Source organism: Kitasatospora sp. NPDC001660, assembly GCF_053596725.1.
Genome location: NZ_JBSFGU010000072.1, coordinates 1 through 25,001, shown reverse-complemented (window position 1 = coordinate 25,001; position 25,001 = coordinate 1). Strand labels below are relative to the sequence as shown.

The following is a 25,001-nucleotide window of genomic DNA, read 5'->3' as shown; positions in this document are numbered from 1 at the left end:
GCCTGGCCGTCGACGACGTCGGGGTCGGTGAAGATGTTCCGCCGGTGCCAGGTGCGGGTCCAGGCCCGAAGTCGTCCTGGCGTCGGGTCACAAGGGGTTCCGCGTCTCGTGCCCGGCAGTCGGGGATGAGACGCCAGACTGTATGCCTTGGTGCCGTGGCCGGCGGGGTCCGGCGATGGTGCGGGTGTCGGCGTAATGCCAAATGTCCGCCCGGCGGTACCGGCGGCGCATACGGCCACTGGGGAGTTGTTCCTCCTGGGCCGGCTGCGGCCAGTTCCGCGGGGGGTTCTTGGGGTAGTGGGTGATGCTGGTGGGCTCGACGCCGAGGATACGGGCGGCCTGGGACAGGGTGATGAGGTCGTCGGGGCTGCCGGAGCGGTCGACGTCGAGTTCCCTGCGCTGGGCGCGCCGACGGTAGTCGGCATACCACGCGTCCCATTCGTCGGCGTCCCAGTAGGTCGTCTGCTGTACGGTCTTGACCGGTTCGGGGTGGCCGTTCTCCTCACGCAGAGACCACATCCGGTCGAGGGTCCCCCGGGCCAGACCGTGCCTGGCAGCCAGGTCGGCACGGGATTCCAGGTCCCGGGTGTCACCCCGCTCCTGGTACCAGCGGTCCCACTCCTCGCAGTCCCAGACCAGTTCGCGGCCGACCGTGCCGACGGCCTCGGGATGGCCGGTCAGGCTGCGGTTACGGTGCCATTTCTCCAACGGGGACAGGGTCATCCCGTACCTGTCCATCAGGTCACGCCGTGTGTAGACCTCACGGCCGTCCAGCGTCGTCACACCATGCTCCTGGTTGCTCTGGGCCAGGCGCACCGAATAACTCGGGGCGCCTACGATGGGCTGCGTCGTTTCCTGGAAGGGCTGAAAGGGCCTTCGGTCGGGAAACGCACCGGGCGGTCGGTGGTCTGCCAGCTTTTCTCCACCGGCCGCCCACTTCTTTCCCCGACACGAAGCCATTCGCCATGTCGAATATTGCCTGATTTTTCGGCGATTCTCCAGGCCGGAAGCTGTCGTCAATCGACTCGCGCGGGTGTGCAGTCCGGTGGCGGTGCCCGGGACGGCGGGTGCCTGGTACCGGCGCTGGCAGCTGGTCGCGGTGGACGGCACCACGATGGACCTGGCGGACACCGAGGCCAACGACGAGTTCTTCGGCCGGCCGGGGTCAGGTCGCGGGAGCGGCGCGTTCCCGTAGGCCAGGCTGGTCGGGCTGGCGGAGTGCGGCACCCACACCGTGTTCGGCGCCGCGTTGGGGCCGCTGTCGGTCAGCGACTGCCCCGCCAGTTGTTCGCTCACCTGCGGGCGGGGATGCTGCTGCTGGCCGATCGCGGCTTCTACGGGTTCGAGCTGTGGCAGCAGGCGCGGGCCACCGGCGCGGACCTGCTGTGGCGGGTGAAGAAGAACGCGGCGCTGCCAGTGACGCGGGTGCCCGACGACGGCTCCTACCTCAGCACGATCCACGCCGGGCGGGACCGCGGGACGCGCCGCAACCCGGTGACCGTCCAGGTGGTCGAGTACACCCTGGCCCGCACCGGCGAGGCCACCGTCTACCGTCTGGTCGCCACCTTCCTGCACCCGAAGGAGGCGCCGGCCGCCGAACTCGTGGCACTCTACGTCCAGCGCTTGGAGATCGAGACCACCCTGGACGAGATCAAGACCCACCAGCGCGGCCCCAGGCTCGTCCTGCGCTCCAAGTACCCGTGGGGAGTCGAGCAGGAGGTCTACGGCCTCCTGCTCGACCACTACGCGATCCAACAGCTGATGCACCAGGCCGCCCTGCACGAGGGCATCGACCCCGACCGGCTGTCCTTCACCCGCAGCCTGCGGGTCGTGCGCCGCCAAGTACCCGTCCAGGCGGGACTTTCTCCCCGGCAGGCTCGCCAGGGCGCTCACCCGTACCCTGGCTGAAATCGCCGAACGCCTGCTGCCCGAACGCCGCCAGCGGACCTGCCCCGGGTCAGGGTGCGGAGGGGCCGCCGTAGTAGCGGGTCCAGCCGGGGCCGCGGGGGTCGACGGACCACAGGGTGTTGTTGGTGTCGCGGACGAAGGTGATCAGGTGTCCGTTGGCGGGGTCGACGACCGTGTGCGGCATGGTGTCATCGGCGAGCACGGTGCCGGCAGGGGTGGGGATGAACGCGGTCCACACGCCAGTGGCGACGTCCAGGGAGTTGAGCTGGTTGCCGGCTGCCTTGGCATAGACGATGACGTGGTTGTCGGCGGGGTTGACAGCGGCGAACGGGTCGGTGGAGGCCTTGGCACCCCAGTCGCGCCAGCCGGCGGCAAGCGGGTCGACGGACCACAGGTGGTTGGCGGTGTCGCGGATGAAGGTCGTGAAGTGGCCGTTGGCTGGGTCGACGACGGTGACCGGGACAGCGCCGCGGGCCAGGACGGTGCCCGAGGTGGTCGGAATAAAGGGGTCCGCCTTGCCGCTGTTGCGGTCCACCCGGTAAAGCTGGTTGTTGGGGCCATTGACGTAGATGGCGATGCTGCCGTCGTTGGGGTTGACGATCGGGGCGGGGTCGCCGGCGGCCAGGGCGCCGAAGTCGTGCCAGCCCTCGCCCTGGGGGTCGACTGACCACAGGTGGTTATTGGTGTCGCGGACGAAGGTGACGAGGTGTCCGTTGGCGGGGTCGACGACCGTGTACGGCACGGCGTCGGCGGCGAGCACGGTGCCGGCGCTGGTGCGGTCGAACGACAGCCAGGTGCGGGTGTTGCGGTCGTAGGACCACAGCCAGTTGTTCTGGCCGTTGACGTACACCATGACGTGGTTGTTGGCCGGGTTGACGAGCGTGGTGGGCCGGGCCGCGGCGTTGGCACCCAGGTCGGTCCAGCCATCGCCCTGGGGCTCGACCGACCACAGGTGGCTCTTGCTGTCCTGGACGAAGGTGACCAGGTGCCCGGTGGCCGGGTCGACGACCGTATACGGAGAGGAGCTGACGGTCGTCCCGGACGGGGTGGAGTGGCGGGTCTTGGTGATCCACTGGCCGATGTCGTCGACGCGCTCAGCGGTGGCGCCGGTGCGGGTCTCGCTCTCGCCGAGGCAGCCGCCCAGCGAGGAACGGGAGGCCACGGCGACGAGTTCGGCCCTGCCGCCGCTCTCCCGGATCGCCGGGGCGCCGGTGTCGCCCTTGCAGATCGCGGCGCCGTCCGTACCGGTGACGGCGATGACCGCCGAATCCACGCCGTCGAGGTTGAAGACGCCAGTGTGCATCTTGTCAGGCACCCACTCGTCCTTGGTCCGCCCGTAGCCGGGCACCCGCAGCGTCTGCCCGGCGGAGGGTGCGGTGGTGGCGACGGCCAGCGGCTGCACGTTCTGGACGGGGGAGGCAAGGCGGGCCATGACGAGGTCGCGGTCCTGACGCGGCGCCAGTTCGACGACGTCCGCGCTCTTGCCGGCGACGGTGGCGGTGGTCTTCCACTTCGGCTTCCCGGCCGCGAGCGTGGCGGGCTCCATGGGGTCGTCGGCGAAGCAGGAGGCGGCTGTCATCACCCAGTACTGGTCGACGAGGGCGCCGGTGCAGGCACGGAAAGTGTCACCAATCACGATCCGCGCGGTGTACGCGTACGTGCCGTCGGCGGCCGTGACGCCGATCGTGGCGCTGGCCGGGGAGACCGTGAGTGTGCCAGCCGCTATCGCGGTGGTGAGGAGTGCTGCCTTCCACGCGGCGCGTGGAGTGGTGCCAGACAAGATTTCAGTCCTTCGGAGAGCGAGAGAGGCGAGACGCGGACGTTCGCGGGGATCAGCCGGTGACACGCAGTTCGACGAGGACGGAGCGCTTCCCGCCGGGCAGGCTCACACCGACGGGCGCGGCCGAGTTCGGGCTGACGTCGACCCGCTTCTCCTCGCCAGCCGCGACCAGCCTGGCGCTGACGGCACGATCCTCGGTCCAGATGCCGTAGACGTCCGGCAGCTCCATGGCGAGGTAGCCGGCCGTGCCAGAGACGGTGAAGCAGTAGCCGCGCTTGTCGAGGCGGGACTCGATGAAGATCTCGTTCGACGCCTGGCAGTCGGTCGGCACGCTGTTGTCAGGGCCCTCCTTGAGCCGGATGTGCCCGTCGCCCTGCTTCAGTGTGATCTTCCGCTCCTTGAGGAGGCGGTCGGCGCCGGGGTACTGGAAGTCCTCGACGGCGGAGCGCATGGCAACGGCATCCGCCGGGGCCGCGACAGGCACGGTGGAGGACTGGGGGGCCGCCTGCGCGGCCGGGAGGGACGCGAACCCGATGCCTGCTGCGGCCGCGGCGCCGACGACGCAGGGCAGGACGGCCGTCCGGGAGCGGGATATCCGCATGGGTGAGGTCCTTCTTTCCTGATGCTACATCAGCACAGCGCGCTGAGCGCCTACATGATTGCTACTCACAAGTAGGCCGTGCGTAAGAAAGCAGCAATCACTGACCCAAGAGCCAATCGTCGATTCGTGCAAGATTTAACTTTTTGGCGAGCGGCGACTGGAGCATTCCCGCGACCGGATTCCATGATCACGAATGTCTCCTCGCGTGTCCGCGTGCCGTGTGCAGGGCGCGAGGTGATCCGGGACGCGCGATGACGCATGCCCCAAGAGAGGAATGTTTTGTGAACCACCCCTCGCGCTCCTTGGGAGCGCCGGGAGCCGCCGGGAGGAAGCGGCCCCCGGGAAGCGGGACAGCGGGACTGCGCCGTGCATGCACGGTCCTCCTGCCCCTGGCCCTCGCCGCCGGCCTGCTCGGGACAACGCCCGCGTTCGCGGCGGACTCCGACCCCGGCTCGGGCCTGCCCAAGCTGACGGACCGCAGCCGCGTCGTCGGCTTGTGGATGAACGGCAGTCCCGGCGTGAAGGCGGCCGCGGAGGCCGCACTCACCGGCTCGGACGAGGACGTCAAACACTTCCTCGAAGTCGACAAGGGCGACGCCGAATACCACGACGACCGCATCACGGCGTTCCAGATGTTCAGCCTCGGCGGGCCCGGGGTGCGCGAGGCCGCCACCAAGGCGCTGAGGGGCTCCACGGACGACCTGCGTGCCTTCCTGAAGGACGGCTGGAAGGACCCGCTGGAACAGGACCGGCGGATCGAGGCCTTCGGGCTCATCGCCACCGGCGGCGTCACTGTCAGGGAGCAGGCCACCGCCGCACTCAAGGGCACGCCCGAGGACGTGAAGAAGTTCCTCGAACAGGGCCAGTACGACGCCCAGGAGATCGACAACCGCGTACGGACGATGCAACTCCTGGCCACCGGTGGCCAGGCCACGAAGGAGGCCGCCATGGTCGCCCTTCGCGGCACGCCCTCTGACGTCGTCGAGTTCCTGGAGATCGGTCAGTTCGTCGCCCGCGCCCGGGACCAGGAACGCGCCACGATCTCGCAGCTGGCTGACCAGGCCGAACAGGCTGGCGCGCAGGCACAGGCAGCCAAGGACGCCGCCAAGGCGGCGTCCGCACGCGCGGTCGAGACCTCCCGCCTGGCCAAGGAAGCCGCAGAGACTGCGGCGAAGGAGACCGAGGCGGCCGGAACGGACCAGGCCCGCGCTTCGGAAGCCGCCACGCGCGCAGCCGAAGCGGCCCAGGGCGCGGCCGCCGCCGCCCAGCAGGCGGTCGCCGCCGCTGGTGCCGCCAACCAGGCCTCCCGCATCGCCGCGAGCGCCGCGGCCCAGGCCGCCTCCGCGGCCGGCGGCGCTGCCCTCGCGGCGGGCAGCGCCCGCAAGGCCGCCAGCGCCGCGTCCTCTGACGCGGGCAAGGCCGCCGAGGCCCGCCAGCGGGCCGAAGAGGCGCGCAATGCCGCGAAGGACGCCCAGCGGGCCGCGGAGGCCGCGGACCATGCCGGCGACGCCTCCCAGGCTGCGGGCGAGGCCTCGGCCGCAGCGAAGAGCGCCAGCGGCAACGCGAACGCGGCCGCAGGCTCCGCGGAGCAGGCCGGCCGTCTGGCGAGCGCCGCCGGTGCGGGCTCCAACCGTGCGCAGTCCGCGGCCGAGCAGGCCCGACGCCAGGCGAAGGAGGCCGACCGGGCCGCGACCGCGTCAGCGGCGCTGGCCGGTCAGTCCGCCCAGGCCGCCTTCCAGGCCCGCGACGCCGCCCGCTCCGCCGCCACCCACGCCCAGAACGCGGCGACGGCCGCGGACAACGCCGCCTCGCACGCAGGCGAGTCCGCCGGCGCCGCAGCTGAGTCCGCCCGCCAGGCCGAGGAATCGCGCAAGGCCGCCACCGCGGCGAGCGAGGCGGTGAAGACCGCGGGTGGCGTCTACGAGCTCGCCCGCAAGACCGAGGCCGAGGACCTCGCCGCCCGTAGCGCCGCCGCCATCGAGACCGCCCGGGACCTGAAGAAGGCCGACGACGAGGCCACCGCCGGAATCGGCACCCTCCTCGCCGACTGGCGAGCCCAGGACCAGGAAGCCGCCGACCTGACCGCCGAGGCCAACCGCCCCGGCGCGGACCCGAAGGCACTCGCAGCCAGGGGCCGCAAGGTCGCACTCCGGACGATGAAGACCGGCGGCCCCTGGAGCCAGGAAGCCGCCACCGTCGCCCTGGCCGGCACCGACGACACCATCCTGCAGTGGGTGCGCACCGGCCGGCACAAAGCCGAGCAGGACGACATGCGCCAGAGTGTGCAGGAGATCGCCCAGGACAGCCCCGACGAAGCCGTCCGCACCGCCGCCACCGCCGCGCTCAAGGGCGACGCCCAGCAGATCGAGGCCTTCTACACCACCGGCCAGCACGAGGCCGCAGTCACCGACGACCGCGTCCGCACCTACCAGCTGATCGCCACCGGCGGCCCCAGCGTCAAGGAAGCCGCCGAGAAGGCTCTGCGGGACGGCTCACCCAAGGCCGTCGCCGCCTTCCTGACGACCGGCCAGTACACCGCCCGCCAGATCGACGACCGCGTCCGCGCCTACCAGCTACTCGCCACCGGCGGCCCCGAGGTCCAGGCCGCCGCCAAGTTCGCACTCGCCGGCACACCCGACCTCGTCAGCTCCTTCCTGGCCACCGGCCAATACACGGCCGACCGCAAGGACCAGCTCGCCACCGCCCACGCCGCGCAGATGCGCCGCTTGATCGCCGAGGCCTCCCAGACCGCGGCCAAGGCTCAGCAGGACGCCTGGGAGGCCACCGAGGCCGCGGCCGTCGCCGCCGTCGCCGCCGGCGAGGCCGAGAACGCCCGCAGCCAGGCCCGCACCTCCGCAGATCAGGCAGCCGGATTCGCCGCTGACGCCGACAAGTCCGCCCAGGACGCCGAAACCTCCGCCACCCGCGCCGCCCAGTCCGCCACCACCGCCCGCACCGCCTCCCAGACTGCCGCACACGACGCCGGCAAGGCCACCGCCTCCGCCGCCCGCGCACGCGCCTCCGCCGCCCAGGCCCGCTCGTCCGCCGCTGCCGCCCGCGAGGCCGCCACCCAGGCCCGCACCTCCGCCATCGCAGCCGGACAGGACGCCGGAGCGGCCCAGCACGCCGCCGACGAAGCCTGGACCATCACCGCGCAGAAACAGATCCAGGAACGCCAAGCCGAACTGAAGGCCGAGGGCCCGGGTATCCAGGCCCAGACCAAGCAACTCGAGGAAGAATTCGAGAAGGAACTGGAGCGGCAGATCCGGCAAGAAATCGCGAAGGCCAGATACTTTAGCCAGTTCAGCTGCTACAACATCACCATGGCGACGCCGCTTGAGTTCGTCAGGGAATGCAAACTGGGCAACGGATCCGGGGTGTACGGACCTAACGGCATATTCGGACCCTCCAGCCCGCTGGGAGCTCTCAGTGAGTGGGGATCTCAGTTCGAAGATGAAGCTCAGCTCATAAAAGCGGTCGCCAAGGCCGTCCTTGGCGTTGACAGCGCCGAAGAGTGCGTCAGGCAGAAAAGCGTCAGCGCCTGCGCCGAACTCGCTGTCGTATTCTTCCCGGCCGGAAAGGCGGCCAAGCTCGCACAACTCGCAAAGGAAGCCAAAACCGTCGAGGAGGTAGCCGAATCATCACGGCTCGCCCGTGCGGCTGAGGCGGAACTTCTCCGCGGTAGCGGCCCCGTCCCAGGGGTCCTGGAAGTTAGCGACCGGGTGAAGTCGGTCCAAGCTGTCAAGAACTTCTTCCCTGCAGGTAAGCGGGACTTCGTCTTCGACCCGGCAACCGGGCGCTTTGCCACGGGTGTGGACCAGGGAGTGATGGGTCACGATGGCCTCAGGATGGCGATCGGGGCAAGTGTGGATACGGTCATCGGCGGCAGAGTATGGCGCGGGCCGAACGGCGAATTCTTCACCGACGAATGGTCCGGACATTATGGTCACAGGTGGAATGCGGAAATTAGGGATAAGTTCATTCAGTTCATGAAGGACAGCGGGATCAATGTCACCCACGTCCCTTGGGGTGATTGACCGGTAGAGTCGAGCCCAGGGTCGGCCGCCGACCTTGAGTAGGATAACGCCGAAACTTTGCGACGATTTGATTTGAGAGATGTCATTGACAGAGGACAGTCTGGTCGAACAATTGTCCCATGTTGAAGCGGGTGAATGGCATCTGGTCCCGCTTCAGGAGGATGCCGTGTCGTGGCTTCCGCTGGTGCCAATCAGCGAGTCAGGTCTTTGGCTGGGGCTCTCCAAAGGTGGGGACTGGATGCTGGGAAGGCTTCATAATGAGGTGATTCCATCGGTTGCAGGTTCCCTGCCGCAGCCATGGTTGACAATTCTAGACACGAAGGAGGAAGAATTCCGAGGCCAACTTGCAGCCGCGTCCGCGCGATATCAGCTTCCCGTTGCCGCTCTACAGGACATGGTGCCTGTCGACGATATCCTGGCACTAGCACTCAGGAGCGGGAGCAGGCATTGGGCTGAGTGTGGAGTTCGATGGCTTACTGCTAGAAGCCCCCGCGAAGACCATCTGGAGATTCTACGCGGGTTGGTTCATGCGCCCTGGGCCAGTCAGTGGACACGCCAATCCGCACGAAGGATCGTCTCGCGATTCAGCTGAGGTTCCCGCGACCGTCCTGATCCCGCTGTGACCAGTAAATCGGATGGTGCGCGCCAGCCGAGACGCAGGCCCGCCGGGGCCATCGATGCTGTTGATAAACTCGGGATCTTGATCATTTCGCCCCGTCGAGCTGGTGCTCGGCGGGGCGAAGTCGTACGACGTGGCGCGTGCCGACGCCAGTGCTTGAGGAGGCCCCCGCGCATGCGGGGGTTGTTCGGCGGTCTGACCATGGGCGAGATCATCGATGGCGTCGGCCCCGCGCTCGCGGGGGTTGTTCGATGAACCGCACCGGCGCGGTGTCGGCCCCGCGCTCGCGGGGGTTGTTCTTCTCCGGTCTGCCGCGTCTCCGCAGGTCAGCGACGGAAGCTACTGGGGTGACTCGCCTTCCGACGGCCCGAACCACAACGATCGGATCCTGCAGTTAGGCAACCGTCCTGACCTCCGCGCAGCAGCGAATGCGATGATCGTCAGAATGGCCGGGAACGGCGAACGCGAGAAACTGGCAGCCGGATGAACATACCCGAACCGCTGACCGACGAGGAACTCGCTGAGATCGAGGAACTCGCCCAGGCCGCGACCCCTGGCCCCTGGCACGTCCGCGAGCTCGACGACGACTTCGCCATGAGCCTCGTCGCAATCGGCCCCGTTCCCGACACTGGGCTCGGTGAGCGCTGGCCGGCCTTCGACCACCATCAGATCGTGGCCGCCACCTTCGTCCAGCAGCCGCGCTATGTCGACGTCGCGGACGAACGCTGGGACGAGAACGCCAGGTTCATCGCCAGCGCCCGACAGGACGTTCCTCGGCTGATCGCCGAGATCCGACGCCTCAACCATCTACTTGAAGCCAAGGAACAGGAGGCCGGGGCGAGCTGAGGCGGACAACTCGGCGGGCTCCTCGCAGACCGGGATCCGGGAAGACGCCCCGACTACCAGAGTACTGGGCAGCCGCATCACCAGGGCGAGCACGACCGGGTCGAGCCGATCCGCCGCAGCGAGACCCACAGCCTGCAGCCGGGCACTTCCGCCTGGTCCGGATTCGGGTCGAACTGAGCCGAGGCCGGCCGGCCCCCGGCCAGTCAGTCTTCGTCGTCGAGCAGACCGCAGGCGCCGGGGAACGATTCCAGGAACTCCCGCCGGTGCGGGTCCGGCTCGGCCTCGGCCAGATCCGTGAGCGCCTTCAGGAACCGGTCGAGTTGGTCCTCCGGGAGCCGCTGCAGCACTCCGGCCACGCTCTCCATCATCTTCACCGCGGAGTCGAGATCGACCTCGTCGTCCTCGCAGCCGTCGAGGAACCGGATGGTGTCGACGACCAGCCCGGCGAGAACGGGCACCAGCGGGTCCATGTCAGTCATCCGGGCAACCTATCCGACCCCCAGGACAACAAGAACGACAGCCGGCCGACGGCATCGAACCGCCGTCGGCCGCGATCAGAAAGAGCACACTGCCATGAACGACAGCCCCACCGTCCCGCGCCACGGCACAGAATGCAGGCCCCGGCCTCGGCGGTCGCGGCGACCTCGGGCGCCGCCTTCGACGAGGCGATCTCGCTGACCCGCCGCCTGAAACTGCCTCACATCCGCCGGGCGATGGCCGAGATCATCCCGACCTGTCGCCGTACTCCTCCGAGTGCTCCACGAAGTACAGAGTTACGTGCACCGGTCGCGTGGGGCTGCGGAAGGGTTCGGCTGGGGTGGGGCCGGGCTAACAGGCTGCACTCGTGGCCCTCAACAATGCCTGGACGCTGGTTGGGTCGTAGCCACCCCCGAGCAGACCAGGGAGGCTGCCGTTCTCCAGTGCTGGCGGCCTCGGAACCGGCCCCACCTTGCCGCACTCTAACCGCGGGGGCTGACAGCGCCCGCGGCGGGAAGTGGCCCGGTTCAGGCCGCGTCGTTCTGGTCTCGCGCGATTGCGGCGAGCCGGTTCTTGAGTCGGTAGCTGTTGCCGTTGATCGAGATGACGTCGCAGTGGTGCAGGAGCCGGTCGAGGATGGCGGTGGCGAGGACCTCGTCACCGAAGACCTGTCCCCACTCATCTGGGGCTGGCACTTGTTCCCTCACGCGAGTTGCCGCTGCCACCTGGCCGTTTCCTCCTCCTGCGGTCCTCGTTGGTTCTCGCGGCAGCATCCAGATTTTCCAGGTGCTGCCTTGACCATTCAGGTGCGAGGAAGGTGTGCCGATGGCCGAGGCGAGGCTGAAGGTCATCGCGGGCGGTGGCGTCCCGCAAGGGCCGCTGATGACGGATCCGTGGCAGTTCCAGGCCGCCTGCGTGGACGCGCTTGTCGCCTCGTGGCGAGCCCGTGGGTTCAGCCCGGTGACGATCGACAACGACATCGGCCTGCTGGAACGGACGCTCGTCGCGCTGGGTCGGCCGGCGTGAGAGGTGACGCCAGAGGACATCGACCGGGTGGTCGGCGACCTCGCGGTCAAGGGCCGGGCGACATCGACCCGCCGCGAGTACGTGCAGATCTTCAAGGGCTTCCACCGGTTCCTCCAGGCCCGCAAGTCCGCAGAGATCGAGGCCGCGTTCGGGGTCCGACTGGTCTGCCCCGTCGACGAGTTCAACGCTTCCCGACACGTCGGTGACGATTCCCCGGCCCTGCTGCCGCCGCCGACCACGGAGCGGGTGAACGAGTTCTACGGCCGGTTCATCACTGACGTTCCCGGTCTGCACTGCGCGATCGCCGAGGCCCTGCTCGGGCCCGGCCGCTACTACGGCCGGGAGTGGAACGCCTTGAAGGACTGCCTGGGCGGTGGATTCGGAGTGGCTCCGCCCTTCACCCTGACCTGGTACGACTCCGAGATCGCACGCCGCGCACTGGCGGACGTTGTGGAGGATCCGCAGGGCCAGCTCTCCTACTTCGAGGAGATCGTGCAACTCCTCGAACAGCGCGGCGTCACGGTCGTGCTCCGGTGAGCCGCTGGCACCCGAGCGAATACCACTCCGGGACGGGCTGAGCAAGCTTCAGTGGTCGGGTCGCACGCGGGGTGAGATTCGCCGCGGGCGACCCCGCCACTCAGGGCCAGTCCTCGGTGATGGGAAACATGTCGGCGTAGGGACTGGGTTCGCCGGTCTGCGGGTCCAGGCCGGCCAGAAGCCGTCGACGTTGCTCGCGCCAGCTGACGAAGGTGTCTGTCTGGTTCCAGAGCGACGCATCGCCGAGTGGGCATGCATCGAACCGGCCCAGCATCATGCGGGTGATGAACTGGACCATGCCGCACTCAAACAGGGCCCACGGCGACTCGCCCGACGAGTAGTGCCGCCGCCAGGCTACGACTGGCCACTTGTCCGGTTCGGAGTCGTTCATGAGCCAAGCCATCTCGTTGGCATTCATTCCTGAGCCCCAGGGCAGGACAGCATCAGCACCTAGCGTCACGCCAGGGACACCTGCGTCCTCGTCCCAGAGTCTGCGCAGACCGCCCGTCATGCTGCCGATGTGACACCCCTCCCACCCACGCACGTCACTCGGCGATGGAGGCAGAATGACAAGCTCTCCGATGTCGCCCACGCCGTAGGTGTCCAGCAGTGCCTTGTAGTCGCTCGGAAGCCTGGTGCCCAGCAACGCTTCGGCCGCCGCCCAGTCGATCCGCTCGCCGCCCGCAAGATCTGCTGGTACAAGATCGAGCAATACGGCTACATCGGGATGAATGCCCATGGTGGATCCCCTTGAGGTCAGTGACCAGCCACCTTAGTTGTGCGGGCTGACACCGTTTCTCCGGGGAACCAGGTCATCAGCGCCTGCTGTTGCCGGGCGCAAGCAGGCTGGTGACCTCGGCGATTGCCTCCGGGAACGGCTTGAAGTAGCGGCGGACGTTCTCCGTCTTCTTGTGCCGCGACTTCGCCATCAGCATCAGCAGGTTTGACTGATAGCGGTCTGTCTCATCGAAGTTTGACCGGGTGGGAGGCGGCGGTTTGGAGGGTGATGGGAGGGCCGGCGCACGCGTTTGGTGATGTCGCCTTATCGGCGTTTGAGCTGGACTTTTTCGAGGGTGCTGCGCGTCGACGACTGCAGCTTGGCCAGAGTTGGAGTGTCACAAGCCGTGCGTGGCAGCCAGGGCGAACACGGCGGCCAGGTCGCAAGCGGGGCGGCGGGTGGCGATGTAGCCGTCGGGGCGGATGAGGGCGAGTTCGCCTCCGGCAGTGTCGTAGGCGCGGTGGGCGTGGCCGTTGGTGTCGATCACCGTGTCGGGACCAGTGACGGCCGGGTCGGTGGTCACGCGGAAGACCCGCAGGCCGGAGGGGGGCTGGTCGGCCGTCACGGTCCCGAAGGAGAGGAGTGTCCAGTGCGGGCCGCGTTGCAGGTCGAACAGACGCACGGGTCGGCCGGTGGCGGCGTCCTGGCAGGGGGCGTCGGGGGCGCGGCCCCCGGCGGCTGGGTCGTGGGTGAGCGGGCTGTCGGGGTAGGCGATGCTCAGGCCGGTGGTGAAGTCGTCTGTCAGTCCGCGTTGCGCGGATGACCCGTCGCCCTCGCTCGCCGCGCGCATCACCTCGCGCAGCCGGGCGGTGCTGTCGCGGAGTACGGCCTGGGCGATGGGGCGGCGTTCCTGCTCGTAGGTGTCGAGCAGGGCGGGGTCGGTGCCGGCGAGGACGGCCGCGAGTTTCCAGCCGAGGTTGTAGGCGTCCTGGATGCCGGTGTTCATGCCCTGACCGCCGGCCGGCGAGTGAATGTGCGCGGCGTCGCCGGCGAGGAAGATCCGCCCTGCGCGGTAGTGGTCGGCCAGGGCCACGTTGATCTTGTAGAGGGAGAGCCAGTCGGCGCCCTGGATGTTCACTCCGGGCAGGGCCGCGCGGGTGGCGAAGATCCGACGGAACAGCTCCGGGGACGGCGCTGCGGGCTTGGCCTCGTCGGCGGGAATGGACGCCTGGAACTGCCACAGGTCGGTGCCGGGCAGCGGGAAGAGGGAGAGGATGCCGTGCTCCCGGCTCGTCCACAGGTGCTGGCAGTGGCGGGAGAGCCCGTTGATCCGGACGTCGCCGAGGTGCCAGCGCTGGTCCGGGTGAGAGGTGCCGTTCAGCGCGACGCCGGCCTGCTTGCGGACGATGCTGCGCCCGCCGTCCGCGCCGACGGCGTACCGGGCACGCATGGTGCGCTGCCCCGCTGCGGTCTCGACGGTGGCCGTGACGCCGTTCTCGTCCTGCTGGAGACTGGTCACCGCGGTCCCCCAGTCGATGGTGCCGCCGAGTTCGGTCAGGCGGTCGCGCAGGATCTGCTCGAACTTCGGCTGGGAGAGCCACACCGGCGGGTAGGGAGCGCTGAGCGTGGGCGCTCCGCCGGCGACCTCGACGGCCTCGGAGACTACCCGGTCGTGGTCGTAGTGGCGGGTGGGGATGTTCACCGCGCCCTCGTTGAGGACACGCTCGATCATGCCGAGGTCGTCGGCAACCTCCAGGGTGCGGGGCTGGATGGTCTTGGCGCGCGAGGCGGTGCTCGGCTGCTCGGCGCGCTCGACGAGGCGGAAGCTCACGCCGCGCCGGACCAGTTCGCAGGCGAGGGTCAGGCCGGTGGGGCCGGAGCCGATGATGAGGACGTCGAGTGTGGGCTCGTTCATGGCGTTAGTTACCTACCTTAGGTATCATTTCCGAAGGCGAGCTGGACCGCTGTCGGCGACTGGGTTCAAGGATGACAATATGCCTAAGTTAGGTATCTATCAAGGGAGTTTGGGACGTGAGTCCGAGAAGCGAAGCGACCACAGGGCTGTTGCCGCGCATGATGCAGCTCAGGGCCCTGCTCAACCGCGGGCAGCTGTACGAACGAGCCACCGAGGCCGCCGAGGTGACGCTGGACCGGCCCGCGATGACGATCCTCGTCACCCTCGACACCGCCGAACGCCCGCTGCGGGTCGGTGAGATCGCCACCCGCATGCAGGTCGTCGGGCCCCACGTCACCCGGCAGCTCAACAACCTGGAGAAGCGGGGGATCATCAAGCGCGTTCCCGACCCGGACGACCAGCGGGCCCGCCTGATCGCCCTCACGCCGCCCGGGCAGCACCTCGTCGACCGCTATGCAGCAGTCATCAACGGCTGGTTCGCTGCCGCTCTGACGGAATGGCCCGCCCAAGACCGCGAAGAGTTCGTCCGCCTGCTCGGCCGCATGATCGATGACCTGACCACCCAACTCGACACCGTCGTCGACGGCAGCACCGTCGACGACGAAGGCTGATCACCGATGACTTTCCCGGCCAACGCCGTTGCGTTTGGGTCTTGAGCTGCACGTCAAGCCCTGTTGAATGACGCAACGGGACGTCCTGATAGATCAACTTGTGCTGAGCAAGACGATCACCGGGAGTCCCGTTGCAGGAGAAGTCTGTCATCACGCGCACGATCGAGACAGCCGGGGGTGTGTACGCACCCGGCCACCTGGGCGAGTTGACCCAGATCGTGGACTTCTCCCTGGTAGACGCCGTACTGGAGGAGACCGGGACACGGGAGCGGCGCCTGCGGCTGCTGCCCTCGCGGGTGGTGGTCTACTTTGTCCTCGCGCTTGCCCTGTTCGAACATGACTCCTACCGAGGCGTCTGGGGCAAGCTGGTAGCCGGACTGGAGGGCCTACCCCTGGTGCGACCGGCCGTCTCCTCGCTGTCGCGGGCCCGGCGGCGGATAGGGGCCGCGCCGCTGCGACTCCTGTTCGAGACGCTGGCCGGCCCCGTCGCCCGTCCCGGACAGACGGGCGTGTTCTATCGCGGCCTGCGCACCGTGGCCGTGGACGGGACCCTGCTGCACACACCCGACGACGAGTCGCTCCTCTGGCGCTACCCGAAGCGGATCGGTGAGGTGATGGAGTTCGGCTATCCGTTGCTGCGGCTGCTGGTCCTGGTCGAGTGCGGCACCCGCGCCCTGATCGCCGCCGCCTTCGGCCCCGAATCACGCGGCGAACTCACCTACACGAGCCGCCTGTTGGACGCACTGGACACCTCGATGCTGTTGCTGGCCGACGCAGCCTTCGACGGGGGTGAGTTCCTGCGCGACGTGACGGCCACCGGTGCACAGTTCCTGGTGCGCTCCTCCGCCCGCCGCGTCCCCACCCCCGACGGGCACCTCGCGGACGGTTCCTACCTGGCGAGGATCGGCTACGGCGTCCTGCCCGTCCTGCTGACCGTGCGCATCATCGAGGCGTCGGTGACGGTCACCCTGGCCGACGGCACCGTCCGCACCGAGCAGTGGCGCCTGCTCACCAGCCTGCTCGATGGCGACCGCCACCCGGCATCCGACCTGGTCAGGATGTATCACGAGCGGTGGCAAGCGGAAACGACGTATTTCTCGATCAAGGCGACGATGCTCGACGGCCGAGTCCTGCGCTCCCATAGCCTGAGCGGCCTGGACCAGGAAGTCTACGCCCTGCTCACCACCTACCAGGCGCTCATCCGCGCCTCCGCCGACGCCGTCGGCACCCGTCCCGGCCTGGACATGGACCGCATCAGCTTCACCGTTCTGCTCCAGACGGCCGCCGACACGGTCACCACCGCCAGCAACATCACCTCCCCAGCGGGTCCCGCCGACCTGCTCGGCTCGATCGGCCGGACCGTCCTGAACATCCTCCAGCCCGCCTGGCGCCGCCCTCGCGTCAAGGCCCGCAGCCGCAAGAACTCCACCAGCAAGTACGGCCCGAACGCCGGACAGCACCCCCAGAAAGCCCAGACCTATACCTTCCGCGTCGACATCACCTTCTTCGAGCACGGGCTCGCTTCCCGCCCTCGAAGCTAAACGCAACCGTGTTGCTTTCCCGGCCATGACGTCAGAGCGTTCGCACCATCGTCCTCGGCGCACCCCATCCTCGTCCAGGTGCGTGACCCGATCACCCCTACACGCCATCGTCGTCGAGATGGAGCTTGAGACTGAGTATTCGGTGACCAGTCAAACTTCGCTGAGAACGGTCAAACTTCGCTGAGACGGGACAGCCCCCGCTGTACCGTGCCACTGAACCTTGACCGGTTGTCACTGAACATTGACCGATGCGCCGAGTTCCTCGAGGAGGCGATGCGGATCGTGCTGGAGGCGGGTAAGCCGGCCGCGCGGGTGGCCGAAGACCGCTGATCCAGAGCCGCGACAGCCATAGCGGATGTCGGCCGGACCCCAACACCAAGATGCCCGAAGGGGGCAAGCTGAGGACGCGCGGCAGCAGGACTGCGTTCCACGCCGCGTCACGGCATGAGTTCATGCACTTGGTGACGTTCCGGAAGCGGCTTGTGGAAGAAGGACGCATCTGGCTGGAGCAGTCACGGTGGGGCCGTCGTCACGCGTGGTCGAGGCAGTGCCGACCACGCGGCGGCCTCATGATCCTCAGGCGATCGACCCGGCGGCTGCCGACTCTCGGAAGTCGACGACAGCTTCGCCGTTGGTTCGCGCCCATTCCGTCAGCATCACGATCGGCTCTTGGAGCGTCTGGCCGAGCGCGGTCAGACTGTATTCGACCCGCGGAGGCGCTTCGGCGTACACATGCCGGTCGATCAGGCCGTTACTCTGCAAGCGGCGAAGGGTCTGAGTCAGCACCTTGCGTGAAATTCCACCGGACAGCGCAACGAGCTCGCTGTGTCGCTTGGGTCCGTCGGTGAGCGCGAACAAGGTGACGACGGACCACTTGTTGGCGATGATCTCGATCGCCAGCCGTGCGGGGCAGTCGGCGAGGAAGACCGTGCCCGCTCTCAGGCCCCCTGCCGTGCTCGTCGTGTTAGCCGCGGTCATGCTCACGAACCGAAGGTTACCATTTGGTACCTATCGGGTCCCTAGCGTCGATGTCATGGAACTGCATTCCGTAAAGGGACCCATGCCCACCACAGCGCTCGACCGCCAGCTCATCGCCGTCAAGCCCATCGCTGTCCCCACCGCCGACCGCGGCGTCGACCTGCAGGTCAAAGTCACCGCGCCAGCCGACGGGAGGAACCTGCCCGTCATCGTCTTCTCCCACGGCAACGCCTGGTCGATGGATGGCTACGAGCCCCTCGTGGACCGCTGGACGGCGGCCGGGTTCGTCGTGGTTCAACCTACCCATCTGGACTCCCGCCGCAACGGCATCGGCTTCGAGGATCCCCGCTTCGCCACCATCTGGCGGGTGCGCATCGCCGATCTGCACGCGGTCTTGGACGGCCTCGGCGACATCCTCGACCAGTTCAGCGGCCTGTCGACACGCGTCGACCGCGAACGCGTCGCCGTTGTCGGGCACTCCTGGGGAGCACAGACCGCCGGAGCCCTGCTAGGTGCCCGGGTCTTCGACGCCGAGGGGAACCCGGGCGAGGGATTCTCCCACCCCGTCGTCAAGGCCGGCGCACTCGTGGCGGCGACCGGTACCGGCGACACCCTGACTCCCTTCGCACTCAAGTACCTCCCGTTCGCGCGCCCGGACTTCTCCACCATGACCACCCCCGCCCTGGTCGTCGCCGGCGGAAAGGACCAGTCCGCCATGTCCACCCGCGGACCGGACTGGTTCACCGACGCCTACCACCTCAGTCCTGCCCCGAAGCGACTGCTTACCATCGCCGAGGCCGAGCACCTCTTCGGCGGAATTTCCGGTGAAGCCGTCAAGGACACCACCGACGAGAACCCCGCCCGTGTCGTCCTGGTCGCGGACGCCGTCTCCGCCTTCCTGCTCGACGTGCTCAGCGCCGACGGAACCCGCTGGCAGGCCCTGCAGGACCAGGTCGGCGCCAGCTCCGGCGCGTTGACCGTCGAGAGCAAGTAAGTGCTCCGCGGCCGGGCTCAGCAACCCGGGCATCGAGCCTGGCCGCGGATTCGTCTCCCCATCGGCAAGCAGCCCCACCGTTCTCCCGTAGATCCCGTCAGCGGCGCTGGCCAGCGGCGATCAAGCTTCGCTGGCGCAAACCTGGATCGGTCAATGTTCAGTGACAACCGGTCAAGGTTCGGTGGCACGGGACACCCGTCACCCGGAGCACCGGCCCGGTGACGCGGTACGGGCGCCGCGCGGGCTGATGTCCGGCCCCGGCCGGTCGTGGGGCGCCGAGCCCCGATGGCGGTGGGTTCAGATCCGTATCGGCGGCCGCTGGCGCCCGGGCCGGCTGGAGTGCTGGCGCCTGCACCAGGGCTCCACCACCTGGGTCGCCCTGGTGCGCTGGAGCCCGGACCCGGACGCCTGGGGCTGGTACCTCCACCATCCGGACACGATCCGCCAATGCCCGGCCCCGGCCGGCCCCGACGGCCCGGCAGCCTGGTGAACATCGACAGCGAGGACGCGGCCGCCGACCTCGCCGACGCCCTGGAGGCCTTCGCGGACCTTGCCGCCACCTCCGGCACCGGCGCCGACGTCTGGCTGACCATCGGCACTCCCTACGGCATCGAACAGCGCACCGTCCGGCTCCCGGCAGGCGTGGCCGACTGGGTCACCGAACTGGGCCGCGAGGAGACCCACGAGCTGGAGGCCGGCCATCGTGCCGACGGCCAGGAACAGGACACCGCCGACGCCGAACCTGTTTGGTGGTGATCGGCTCGGTCGGCGATCAGCAGGTTGCCCCGGCCGTCGGGAAAGCAGCCCGACCCTGGCACGGCGGCGGGAGCTGAATCCGGCGAAGCGTCACCCGTGGCCCTTGCTCACCCCATACCGTCATCACACGGATCGACCGGAGCGATGGAGGAACGCCCGCAGCGATGAGTTTTCCCGGCCCGGAGAGTCTTACTGCCGTTATCGACAGCACAGGAGGAACACGTGTCTCAGTTACTGAGAGTCCAGAACTTCAATGTCTCAAGTGACGGGATCGGTGCCGGTGAGGACCAGAGCCTCGAGCGTCCGTTCGGCCATGTCCGTCCCGAGAAGCTGTTCGCCTGGGCCGGCGCCACGGCGAGCTGGCCCATGCGCACCGACCCTGGAGGGAGCCGGGGCCTCGATGACTACTTCACGCGGGACTACGCGCGCAACATCGGCGCCGAGATCATGGGCCGCAACAAGTTCGGGCCCCAGCGCGGCCCCTGGCACGACCATGAGTGGCGCGGCTGGTGGGGCGACGAGCCCCCGTTCCGCACCCCGGTGTTCGTCATGACCCACCACGAGCGTCCTTCGTTCACGCTCTCCGACACCACGTTCCATTTCGTCGGCGGCGACCCGGCCACGGTCCTCGAGCAGGCGCGGGAGGCGGCGCAGGGCAAGGACATCCGCCTCGGCGGCGGGGTTGCCACCATCCGGCAGTTCCTTGACGCCGACCTCGTCGACACCATGCATGTGGCGGTCTCGCCGGTGAAGCTCGGGTCCGGACTACAACTCTGGGAGTCACCCGATGAGCTGCTCGACCGGTTCCATCTTGAGGTCGTGCCCAGCCCGAGCGGCGTGACGCACCACCTGTTCTGGCGAAAGTGACACGAGGGCCCCACTCGGGATGTCAGCACGGCCGGTGCGGACGTTTCCGTAGATGATCGCGTAGTTGCGGGCGAGTTCCGATACAAGCCGAGGCACTCGCCCGCAACTCTCGAATAGCCGTACTGTCCGGGAGCGATGCTCAGCTGAACGGATCCGGATACGGCCCGCTGCGAAGCACGATCTGCCGCAGCCGCCTGCCCCTCCTCATTCGCCAGCCTGCGGACCCTGGCCGGCTCCGCCACTTCGCTCCCCCTGACGCCACGTCGCATGCACGGACGAGCTCCGTGATCTCATCTCTGGCATCGACGAGACCGCCCTCGTGCACAACGGATTCTGGGAGACGTTCTGCGACGACGTGGCAATCGGGGACTATACGGACTGGGATGCGTGATCTGGCAGCGATCTCCGACTTCGGTCAGCCGTCCAGGAGGCCGCCGCTGACGGTACTCGAAGCTCCAACTCGGCCCAGTGGCCGAAGCGCGGGTCGTCGGGCATTTCGACCAGGCCGGGGGATCGCGCCGCGTCCTCACAGCCCTGCCTGATCGAGCATCTGGTGCATCGTGTTCACGGGAAGCAGCCGGTTCGCGGCAGCTCCTGCGGCAACGGCGGAATCGGCGGCACTGAGTAGGCCGATCAGCCGGTCGGCTGGAATGGCGGGGTTGGTCGCGGCTCGACGTCGTACGGTGTCATCATCGTCGGTCAGCAGAGCCTCGATCGTATCGGCCGGCAAACCGGGGTGTGCTGCGGCGACCGCGCGGTCGTGGGGCTCATCGGAGCGGGCCAGGCCAGTAGCGGCATCGGCGGGGAAGTTCTTGTGGGCGAGCATGTCCCACCGGCTGTAGCTGGTCCACTGCTCGGCGATCTGGGCCAGCAGCCGACCGGGGGCGTTCGACTGTCGCTCGCACACGAATAGTCGAACCGCGAAGCTTTCGTCGTCGGCGAGGATCTCGACAATTTCGTCTGGTAGATCGGCGCGCATGGCCAGGGTCTTGCGGAAGATCTGGTGCCGGCTTCGGGCGAACATCAGCTGATCTTGCTTTGACAGGTTTTCGGTCAGCAGCCAGCCGACTATGGCGCTGCTACGGTCGTCGTAGTCGACCGATATCGACTCTCGCAACTCCGGGTCGAGGCTGCGTCGTGCGACAACAGCCGCGCGTACTTGGTTGTTCGGATCACGCGCCAAGTCCGCGATGTGCTCGGCCGGCAGCGTCGGGTTGGCCGCCACCGCGGCGCGCAAGTCCGGAGTCGCCAGGAACCGGGCAGTCAGACCGGCGTCCAGGTCGGCGACTTCGGCAATCTGTCGCAGCAGACCCTCGCTGTAGGCATCGGCTGCAGCGGAGTCGATTTCGGCAAGCATGGCGCGTGCGGCCTCCGCGGGAAGCGGACCATCCAGGCGGAGCAGAAGCATCTGTCGGCCAAAAGCGCCGGTTGCCCGCGACAGGAGTTCTCCGATCCGGCCGGTCGGGGCCAAGGGCCATTCGCTGGCGGCGATGGCGGCCGTTCGCGAGTCCGCGTCATCGAGCATCATGGCCCGCACATCGTCCGGCAGGTGACGGTTGAAGGCCAGCGCGCGGCGGACTTTCGGATCCGGGTCACGGGCCAGTAGTTCGTAGACATCGCGCGGCAGGGGGTCCGGGATTCGGCGCCCGTGTACACCGACTGTGGTGAAGTACTCCGGTCCTTCAGCCAGCCGGCCTCGCACCCGTGGGTCGGCGTCGTCGGCGAGGACGACCTGCACCGCAGGCGGGAGGCTCGGGTTCGAGGCGAGATTCGACCGCACGGTCACATCACGGTCGGTGGCAAGCGCCGCTGCAGCGTCCGTGGGCAGGTCGCGCCGCCGGGCCAACCCGGACCGGTCGATGTTCGCCGCCGTCAGGCGAATTAGGACCTCCGGCGGTGCAGACGGGTTGCCGGCCAGGCCGAGCAGCAGCGCCTCCAGGACCGGTTGCGCAATGGCGGGAAGTTCGAAGGAAGCGGACACCGCCCCATGGTGCCAGGTCCGCTGCTGGAGCTCACGTGACCCCTGCGCGTCCGTCGCAGCAGACGACTCGGCTGTGTTCGTGCTCAGGCCGCCTCCCCCTCTGTTGCTAAGCGTGCCGCCTGCACCAACCACCGAACGCTTCGGTGGGTCTCAGGCCCGCGGGGGTGCCAACCACCGTTCTGCGCGGCTCTGCTTGTCGGAGTCTCCAGAGCGGCGGGCGTGCGCCAGCAGTCGGGCGCGCAGCGGTTCGGGCAGGCCGGCGACGTCCTGCTTCTGGCGTGGGCGGGTCTTCCAGCCCACCAGATGCCGCACGGCCCCGGCGTCGTGCCGCTCCTCGGCCCGCGGGTCGGCCAGCCCGGCGAGCAGGTCGGCAATCGGCACCCTGCCGAGCAGCTCGCCGGGCACGCCCTCGTGGACGGGGTAGCCGGAGCAGCGCCCGCTGCCGGAGCCGTACCAGTCGAGCAGGGCCAGCACCCGCTCCACCGGGTCGGGGAACGTCAGCTGGAGTCGGTCCGTGAGTTCCGCGAGCAATTCGGGGGAGGGCATGCCTCCGGTGCGGGAGAGGTCAAGGATCCGGTCAGCAGTCCCATCCAGTCCGGCGGGCATCGCGGCCAGCCAGTTGCGCTTCGCCTCGGTCCCTTCCTCCGCTCGCTGCCGGTCGGCCTCGAACTGCTGCATCGGGCCGGGCATGCCGTGCCCGTTCAGCCACGCCAGGAGCAGGCGGCCGTCGGCGAGGACGGCGTCGCTCTCCCACTGCCCCACCTCAGTGTCGCCCCGTGGTGCAGGACGACAACTGCAAGCCGCTCACCGTCCGGGTCGAACACCTCGAAGTGGACGTCACCGAGGCACATGCAGTGGAACCCGGGTAGCGATTCCACGGCCATGGCCGTCCTGAGCTGGGCCGACTCCGCCGGATCGGAGAGGTCCACCCGGATCTCTGCGTCCACCCCGAACCCGCTCACCGAGCTCACCTGGACCACATGCGCTTGCTGCAGCACGCTGTCCAGTGCTGTCGTGTCGTCCATGAACCGGTCCCTCCCCGCCGGGGCCGCAGGTGCACAGCCTGCCCGATTCCACCGCAGCACCCAACCGCCTTGCAACGCGGTTCCCTCGCGCGCATTTCAGGGGAGTGTAAAACTAACGGCTCTGTCTCACTTCCCATGGTGGCGTGCGGTAATGGCCATTACTTGCAGTGATCCGCCCAGTTCAGCCTGGACGCCGGTGACGTGGACCTTGAGTGCGCCGCACACAGGGACGGCAGCCCTGGACGGACACCCGAGTGGCTCGACCAGGCACTCTTGTCATGACTCCGCGTCACCACCGACTACGGAACAGAGCCCGGCTACCTGGAGAACAAGCGCCCCTACCTGCGCTACGACACCGCGCTGGCCAGCGGCTGGCCGATCGCCACCGGCATCATCGAGGGCGCCTGCCGCCATCTCGTCAAAGACCGCCTCGACATCACCGGGGCCCGCTGGTCGCTCGCCGGAGCCGAAGCCGTCCTGAAGCTGCGCGCCCTGATCAGCAACGGCGACTTCGAGACCTACTTCGCCTGGCACGTGAAGCGGGAACACCGTCGAGTCCACCAGGCCCGCTACCAGGACAGACTCCACCTCGCAGCCTGAAGCTGGCGCAGCCACCCCAACAGGAAGCCCATCGACAGGGCTCCGCACCGCGACACGACCCTCCAGACCGGGATATTCGTTCGCCGACGGGTCGAGAGCACGGCAGAGTGCCCTCATGACCGCTAAAGGACTGGACGAGGACGGGTTCATCGCACGTGAGGGCTCCTTGAGCTACGTGCCGAAGGAGTTCGCGCCGGTGGTCGATGCCGCCCGCGAGCGGATCACCAAGACCTTCGACCAGACCCGACTGCACAGCGCCTACCTCTACGGCAGCATCCCGCGCGGCACCGCGATCCCCGCCGTCTCCGACCTCGACCTGTTGCTCGCCCTGCGCGACGAGCCCAGCGCGACCGACCGGGCTGACGCTGACGTCCTGAAAGTCGCCCTCGACAGCGACTTCGCGCAAGTCAACGGAGTCGGCATCCTCCTCTTCAGCACGGGCACGCTGCTGAGCGATCTCGAACGCCACGATCTCGGGTGGTTCGTCGCCTGTCTGTGCACCCCGTTGCTCGGGGACGACCTCGCAGCAGAGCTGCCCCGCTACCGCCCCACGCCCTTGCTCGCCCGCGAGACCAACGGCGATCTGGGTCTGGCACTCCCGCGCTGGCGCGAACAAGCGGCCGCTATCACTTCGGACGCAGAGCGCAGGACACTCAGCCGTGGGGTCGCCCGCCGAATCGTGCGGACCGGCTTCACCCTGGTCATGCCGTGTTGGGGTGGCTGGACCAGCGACCTCGCCGACTCCGCCGAGGCGTTCGGTGGCTACTACCCCGAGCGGGCCGCTCAGATGCGGCTCGCTGTGGCAACAGCCCGAACCCCGACAGCAGACCCGGCCATCCTCAGCATGCTCATCGACGACCTTGGGCCCTGGCTGGCAGACGAGTACACCACCGTCCACGGAGAGAAGACACCGCGGAGCTGAGTCCTGCGGCAGGCTCTGACGTCACGTCCAGCGCAGTGCAGCCACGCACAGCCTCGACACGGAACGGCCGTTGGAGAGCGCGGCCACCGAGGGACGGCTGGGACATTCCCGTACCAAGCCACCGAATGGCTCACTCATTTCGAACTGCACCCAACTCAGCCCGACGGAGCGGCCCAGGTCAAGGGGGCGTGGGCGTGGCGACAACCCTTCTTCCCCCACTGCTGAGGTGCGGTGGAAGCGGGGTTCGACACAGCCGGTCAGG

At 68.4% G+C, this 25,001-nt stretch carries 23 protein-coding genes and 3 pseudogenes; 14 read left to right on the top strand and 12 right to left on the bottom strand.

Going from position 1 to position 25,001, the window contains the following annotated elements:
- Window positions 1-87 precede the first annotated feature (87 nt).
- Window positions 88-816, bottom strand: a complete 729-nt coding sequence (locus ACWCXH_RS37310) for a hypothetical protein (RefSeq protein WP_449805948.1) — start codon at window positions 814-816, stop codon at window positions 88-90.
- Between the two features lie 217 nt (window positions 817-1,033).
- Between ACWCXH_RS37310 and ACWCXH_RS37305 the strand changes: the two genes are divergently transcribed.
- Window positions 1,034-1,195, top strand: a complete 162-nt coding sequence (locus ACWCXH_RS37305; RefSeq protein WP_449805946.1) for a hypothetical protein — start codon at window positions 1,034-1,036, stop codon at window positions 1,193-1,195.
- An 89-nt stretch (window positions 1,196-1,284) separates the two neighbouring features.
- Entirely contained in the window at window positions 1,285-1,908 is a 624-nt protein-coding gene (locus ACWCXH_RS37300) for a transposase (RefSeq protein ID WP_449805945.1), read from the top strand.
- A gap of 49 nt (window positions 1,909-1,957) precedes the next feature.
- Here the strand turns inward: ACWCXH_RS37300 and ACWCXH_RS37295 are convergent, their stop codons facing one another.
- Both ACWCXH_RS37295 and ACWCXH_RS37290 read right to left on the bottom strand, forming a co-directional pair.
- Complete coding sequence (locus ACWCXH_RS37295; protein ID WP_449805944.1) at window positions 1,958-3,688, bottom strand: trypsin-like serine protease; 1,731 nt, start codon at window positions 3,686-3,688, stop codon at window positions 1,958-1,960.
- Window positions 3,689-3,740: 52 nt separating this feature from the next.
- On the bottom strand, window positions 3,741-4,289 hold the full coding sequence (locus tag ACWCXH_RS37290) for a hypothetical protein (RefSeq protein WP_449805943.1): 549 nt from the start codon (window positions 4,287-4,289) through the stop codon (window positions 3,741-3,743).
- A 281-nt stretch (window positions 4,290-4,570) separates the two neighbouring features.
- On the opposite strand from ACWCXH_RS37290, the gene ACWCXH_RS37285 reads away from it, so the two are divergent.
- Complete coding sequence (locus tag ACWCXH_RS37285) at window positions 4,571-8,326, top strand: polymorphic toxin type 43 domain-containing protein (protein ID WP_449805942.1); 3,756 nt, start codon at window positions 4,571-4,573, stop codon at window positions 8,324-8,326.
- 1,102 nt (window positions 8,327-9,428) lie between these two features.
- Window positions 9,429-9,791 carry a hypothetical protein gene (locus tag ACWCXH_RS37280; protein WP_449805941.1) on the top strand — a complete coding sequence of 121 codons (363 nt, stop codon included), beginning with the start codon at window positions 9,429-9,431 and terminating at the stop codon, window positions 9,789-9,791.
- Between the two features lie 203 nt (window positions 9,792-9,994).
- On the opposite strand, the gene ACWCXH_RS37275 is transcribed toward ACWCXH_RS37280, so the two are convergent.
- Window positions 9,995-10,270 carry a hypothetical protein gene (locus ACWCXH_RS37275; protein WP_449805940.1) on the bottom strand — a complete coding sequence of 92 codons (276 nt, stop codon included), beginning with the start codon at window positions 10,268-10,270 and terminating at the stop codon, window positions 9,995-9,997.
- 525 nt (window positions 10,271-10,795) lie between these two features.
- Window positions 10,796-10,948, bottom strand: a pseudogene (locus ACWCXH_RS37270) (ATP-binding protein); the annotation flags it as partial.
- A 145-nt stretch (window positions 10,949-11,093) separates the two neighbouring features.
- Here ACWCXH_RS37270 and ACWCXH_RS37265 point away from each other — a divergent pair.
- Together ACWCXH_RS37265 and ACWCXH_RS37260 are read left to right on the top strand one after the other, a co-directional pair.
- Window positions 11,094-11,294: a hypothetical protein gene (locus ACWCXH_RS37265; RefSeq protein WP_449805939.1), complete on the top strand. Its 201-nt coding sequence runs from the start codon at window positions 11,094-11,096 to the stop codon at window positions 11,292-11,294.
- A gap of 3 nt (window positions 11,295-11,297) precedes the next feature.
- The gene (locus ACWCXH_RS37260; protein ID WP_449805938.1) at window positions 11,298-11,831 is read left to right on the top strand and encodes a barstar family protein; all 534 of its coding nucleotides are present in this window, start codon (window positions 11,298-11,300) and stop codon (window positions 11,829-11,831) included.
- 100 nt (window positions 11,832-11,931) lie between these two features.
- On the opposite strand, the gene ACWCXH_RS37255 is transcribed toward ACWCXH_RS37260, so the two are convergent.
- From ACWCXH_RS37255 to ACWCXH_RS37245, 3 genes and pseudogenes are all read right to left on the bottom strand, one after another.
- Window positions 11,932-12,570: an SMI1/KNR4 family protein gene (locus ACWCXH_RS37255; protein ID WP_449805937.1), complete on the bottom strand. Its 639-nt coding sequence runs from the start codon at window positions 12,568-12,570 to the stop codon at window positions 11,932-11,934.
- A gap of 76 nt (window positions 12,571-12,646) precedes the next feature.
- Window positions 12,647-12,778 (bottom strand): annotated as a pseudogene (locus ACWCXH_RS37250) (site-specific integrase); the annotation flags it as partial.
- A gap of 168 nt (window positions 12,779-12,946) precedes the next feature.
- Window positions 12,947-14,464 (bottom strand): FAD-dependent monooxygenase, encoded by a 1,518-nt coding sequence (locus ACWCXH_RS37245; protein WP_449805936.1) that lies wholly within the window; start codon window positions 14,462-14,464, stop codon window positions 12,947-12,949.
- A 158-nt stretch (window positions 14,465-14,622) separates the two neighbouring features.
- Here ACWCXH_RS37245 and ACWCXH_RS37240 point away from each other — a divergent pair, with 158 nt between their 5' ends.
- A complete protein-coding gene (locus ACWCXH_RS37240; protein ID WP_449805935.1) occupies window positions 14,623-15,075 on the top strand; it encodes a MarR family winged helix-turn-helix transcriptional regulator in 453 nt (150 codons plus the stop codon).
- 131 nt (window positions 15,076-15,206) lie between these two features.
- Window positions 15,207-16,616, top strand: coding sequence for an IS4 family transposase (locus ACWCXH_RS37235; protein WP_449805934.1), 1,410 nt, complete (start codon window positions 15,207-15,209; stop codon window positions 16,614-16,616).
- 576 nt (window positions 16,617-17,192) lie between these two features.
- Here the strand turns inward: ACWCXH_RS37235 and ACWCXH_RS37230 are convergent.
- The gene (locus ACWCXH_RS37230; protein ID WP_449805947.1) at window positions 17,193-17,594 is read right to left on the bottom strand and encodes a winged helix-turn-helix transcriptional regulator; all 402 of its coding nucleotides are present in this window, start codon (window positions 17,592-17,594) and stop codon (window positions 17,193-17,195) included.
- An 82-nt stretch (window positions 17,595-17,676) separates the two neighbouring features.
- Here ACWCXH_RS37230 and ACWCXH_RS37225 point away from each other — a divergent pair, with 82 nt between their 5' ends.
- From ACWCXH_RS37225 to ACWCXH_RS37210, 4 genes are all read left to right on the top strand, one after another.
- Window positions 17,677-18,588, top strand: a complete 912-nt coding sequence (locus tag ACWCXH_RS37225; RefSeq protein ID WP_449805933.1) for an alpha/beta hydrolase family protein — start codon at window positions 17,677-17,679, stop codon at window positions 18,586-18,588.
- Between the two features lie 181 nt (window positions 18,589-18,769).
- Window positions 18,770-19,078, top strand: a complete 309-nt coding sequence (locus tag ACWCXH_RS37220; protein ID WP_449805932.1) for a hypothetical protein — start codon at window positions 18,770-18,772, stop codon at window positions 19,076-19,078.
- Entirely contained in the window at window positions 19,075-19,344 is a 270-nt protein-coding gene (locus ACWCXH_RS37215) for a hypothetical protein (protein WP_449805931.1), read from the top strand. Before ACWCXH_RS37220 ends, ACWCXH_RS37215 begins: the two co-directional genes overlap by 4 nt.
- Before the next feature lie 222 nt (window positions 19,345-19,566).
- Window positions 19,567-20,211 carry a dihydrofolate reductase family protein gene (locus ACWCXH_RS37210; RefSeq protein WP_449805930.1) on the top strand — a complete coding sequence of 215 codons (645 nt, stop codon included), beginning with the start codon at window positions 19,567-19,569 and terminating at the stop codon, window positions 20,209-20,211.
- Between the two features lie 526 nt (window positions 20,212-20,737).
- Here ACWCXH_RS37210 and ACWCXH_RS37205 read toward each other — a convergent pair.
- The 3 genes from ACWCXH_RS37205 to ACWCXH_RS37195 all read right to left on the bottom strand — a co-directional run bounded on the left by ACWCXH_RS37205 (window position 20,738) and on the right by ACWCXH_RS37195 (window position 23,217).
- The gene (locus ACWCXH_RS37205; protein ID WP_449805929.1) at window positions 20,738-22,192 is read right to left on the bottom strand and encodes a hypothetical protein; all 1,455 of its coding nucleotides are present in this window, start codon (window positions 22,190-22,192) and stop codon (window positions 20,738-20,740) included.
- Window positions 22,193-22,342: 150 nt separating this feature from the next.
- Window positions 22,343-22,954, bottom strand: coding sequence for a hypothetical protein (locus ACWCXH_RS37200; RefSeq protein ID WP_449805928.1), 612 nt, complete (start codon window positions 22,952-22,954; stop codon window positions 22,343-22,345).
- Entirely contained in the window at window positions 22,894-23,217 is a 324-nt protein-coding gene (locus ACWCXH_RS37195; protein ID WP_449805927.1) for a hypothetical protein, read from the bottom strand. Before ACWCXH_RS37195 ends, ACWCXH_RS37200 begins: the two co-directional genes overlap by 61 nt.
- A gap of 318 nt (window positions 23,218-23,535) precedes the next feature.
- Here ACWCXH_RS37195 and ACWCXH_RS37190 point away from each other — a divergent pair.
- Window positions 23,536-23,817: pseudogene (locus tag ACWCXH_RS37190) on the top strand (ISKra4 family transposase); the annotation flags it as partial.
- 115 nt (window positions 23,818-23,932) lie between these two features.
- The gene (locus ACWCXH_RS37185) at window positions 23,933-24,739 is read left to right on the top strand and encodes a nucleotidyltransferase (protein WP_449805926.1); all 807 of its coding nucleotides are present in this window, start codon (window positions 23,933-23,935) and stop codon (window positions 24,737-24,739) included.
- Window positions 24,740-25,001 lie beyond the last annotated feature (262 nt).

Excerpts from the sequence above, each read along its gene's own strand:
- ACWCXH_RS37290 (WP_449805943.1), bottom strand. The coding sequence starts at position 4,289 with ATGCGGATATCCCGCTCCCGGACGGCCGTCCTGCCCTGCGTCGTCGGC.
- ACWCXH_RS37280 (WP_449805941.1), top strand. The coding sequence starts at position 9,429 with ATGAACATACCCGAACCGCTGACCGACGAGGAACTCGCTGAGATCGAG.
- ACWCXH_RS37275 (WP_449805940.1), bottom strand. The coding sequence starts at position 10,270 with ATGACTGACATGGACCCGCTGGTGCCCGTTCTCGCCGGGCTGGTCGTC.
- ACWCXH_RS37265 (WP_449805939.1), top strand. The coding sequence starts at position 11,094 with ATGGCCGAGGCGAGGCTGAAGGTCATCGCGGGCGGTGGCGTCCCGCAA.
- ACWCXH_RS37255 (WP_449805937.1), bottom strand. The coding sequence starts at position 12,570 with ATGGGCATTCATCCCGATGTAGCCGTATTGCTCGATCTTGTACCAGCA.
- ACWCXH_RS37245 (WP_449805936.1), bottom strand. The coding sequence starts at position 14,464 with ATGAACGAGCCCACACTCGACGTCCTCATCATCGGCTCCGGCCCCACC.
- ACWCXH_RS37240 (WP_449805935.1), top strand. The coding sequence starts at position 14,623 with ATGATGCAGCTCAGGGCCCTGCTCAACCGCGGGCAGCTGTACGAACGA.
- ACWCXH_RS37230 (WP_449805947.1), bottom strand. The coding sequence starts at position 17,594 with ATGACCGCGGCTAACACGACGAGCACGGCAGGGGGCCTGAGAGCGGGC.
- ACWCXH_RS37225 (WP_449805933.1), top strand. The coding sequence starts at position 17,677 with ATGCCCACCACAGCGCTCGACCGCCAGCTCATCGCCGTCAAGCCCATC.
- ACWCXH_RS37195 (WP_449805927.1), bottom strand. The coding sequence starts at position 23,217 with ATGGACGACACGACAGCACTGGACAGCGTGCTGCAGCAAGCGCATGTG.
- ACWCXH_RS37185 (WP_449805926.1), top strand. The coding sequence starts at position 23,933 with ATGACCGCTAAAGGACTGGACGAGGACGGGTTCATCGCACGTGAGGGC.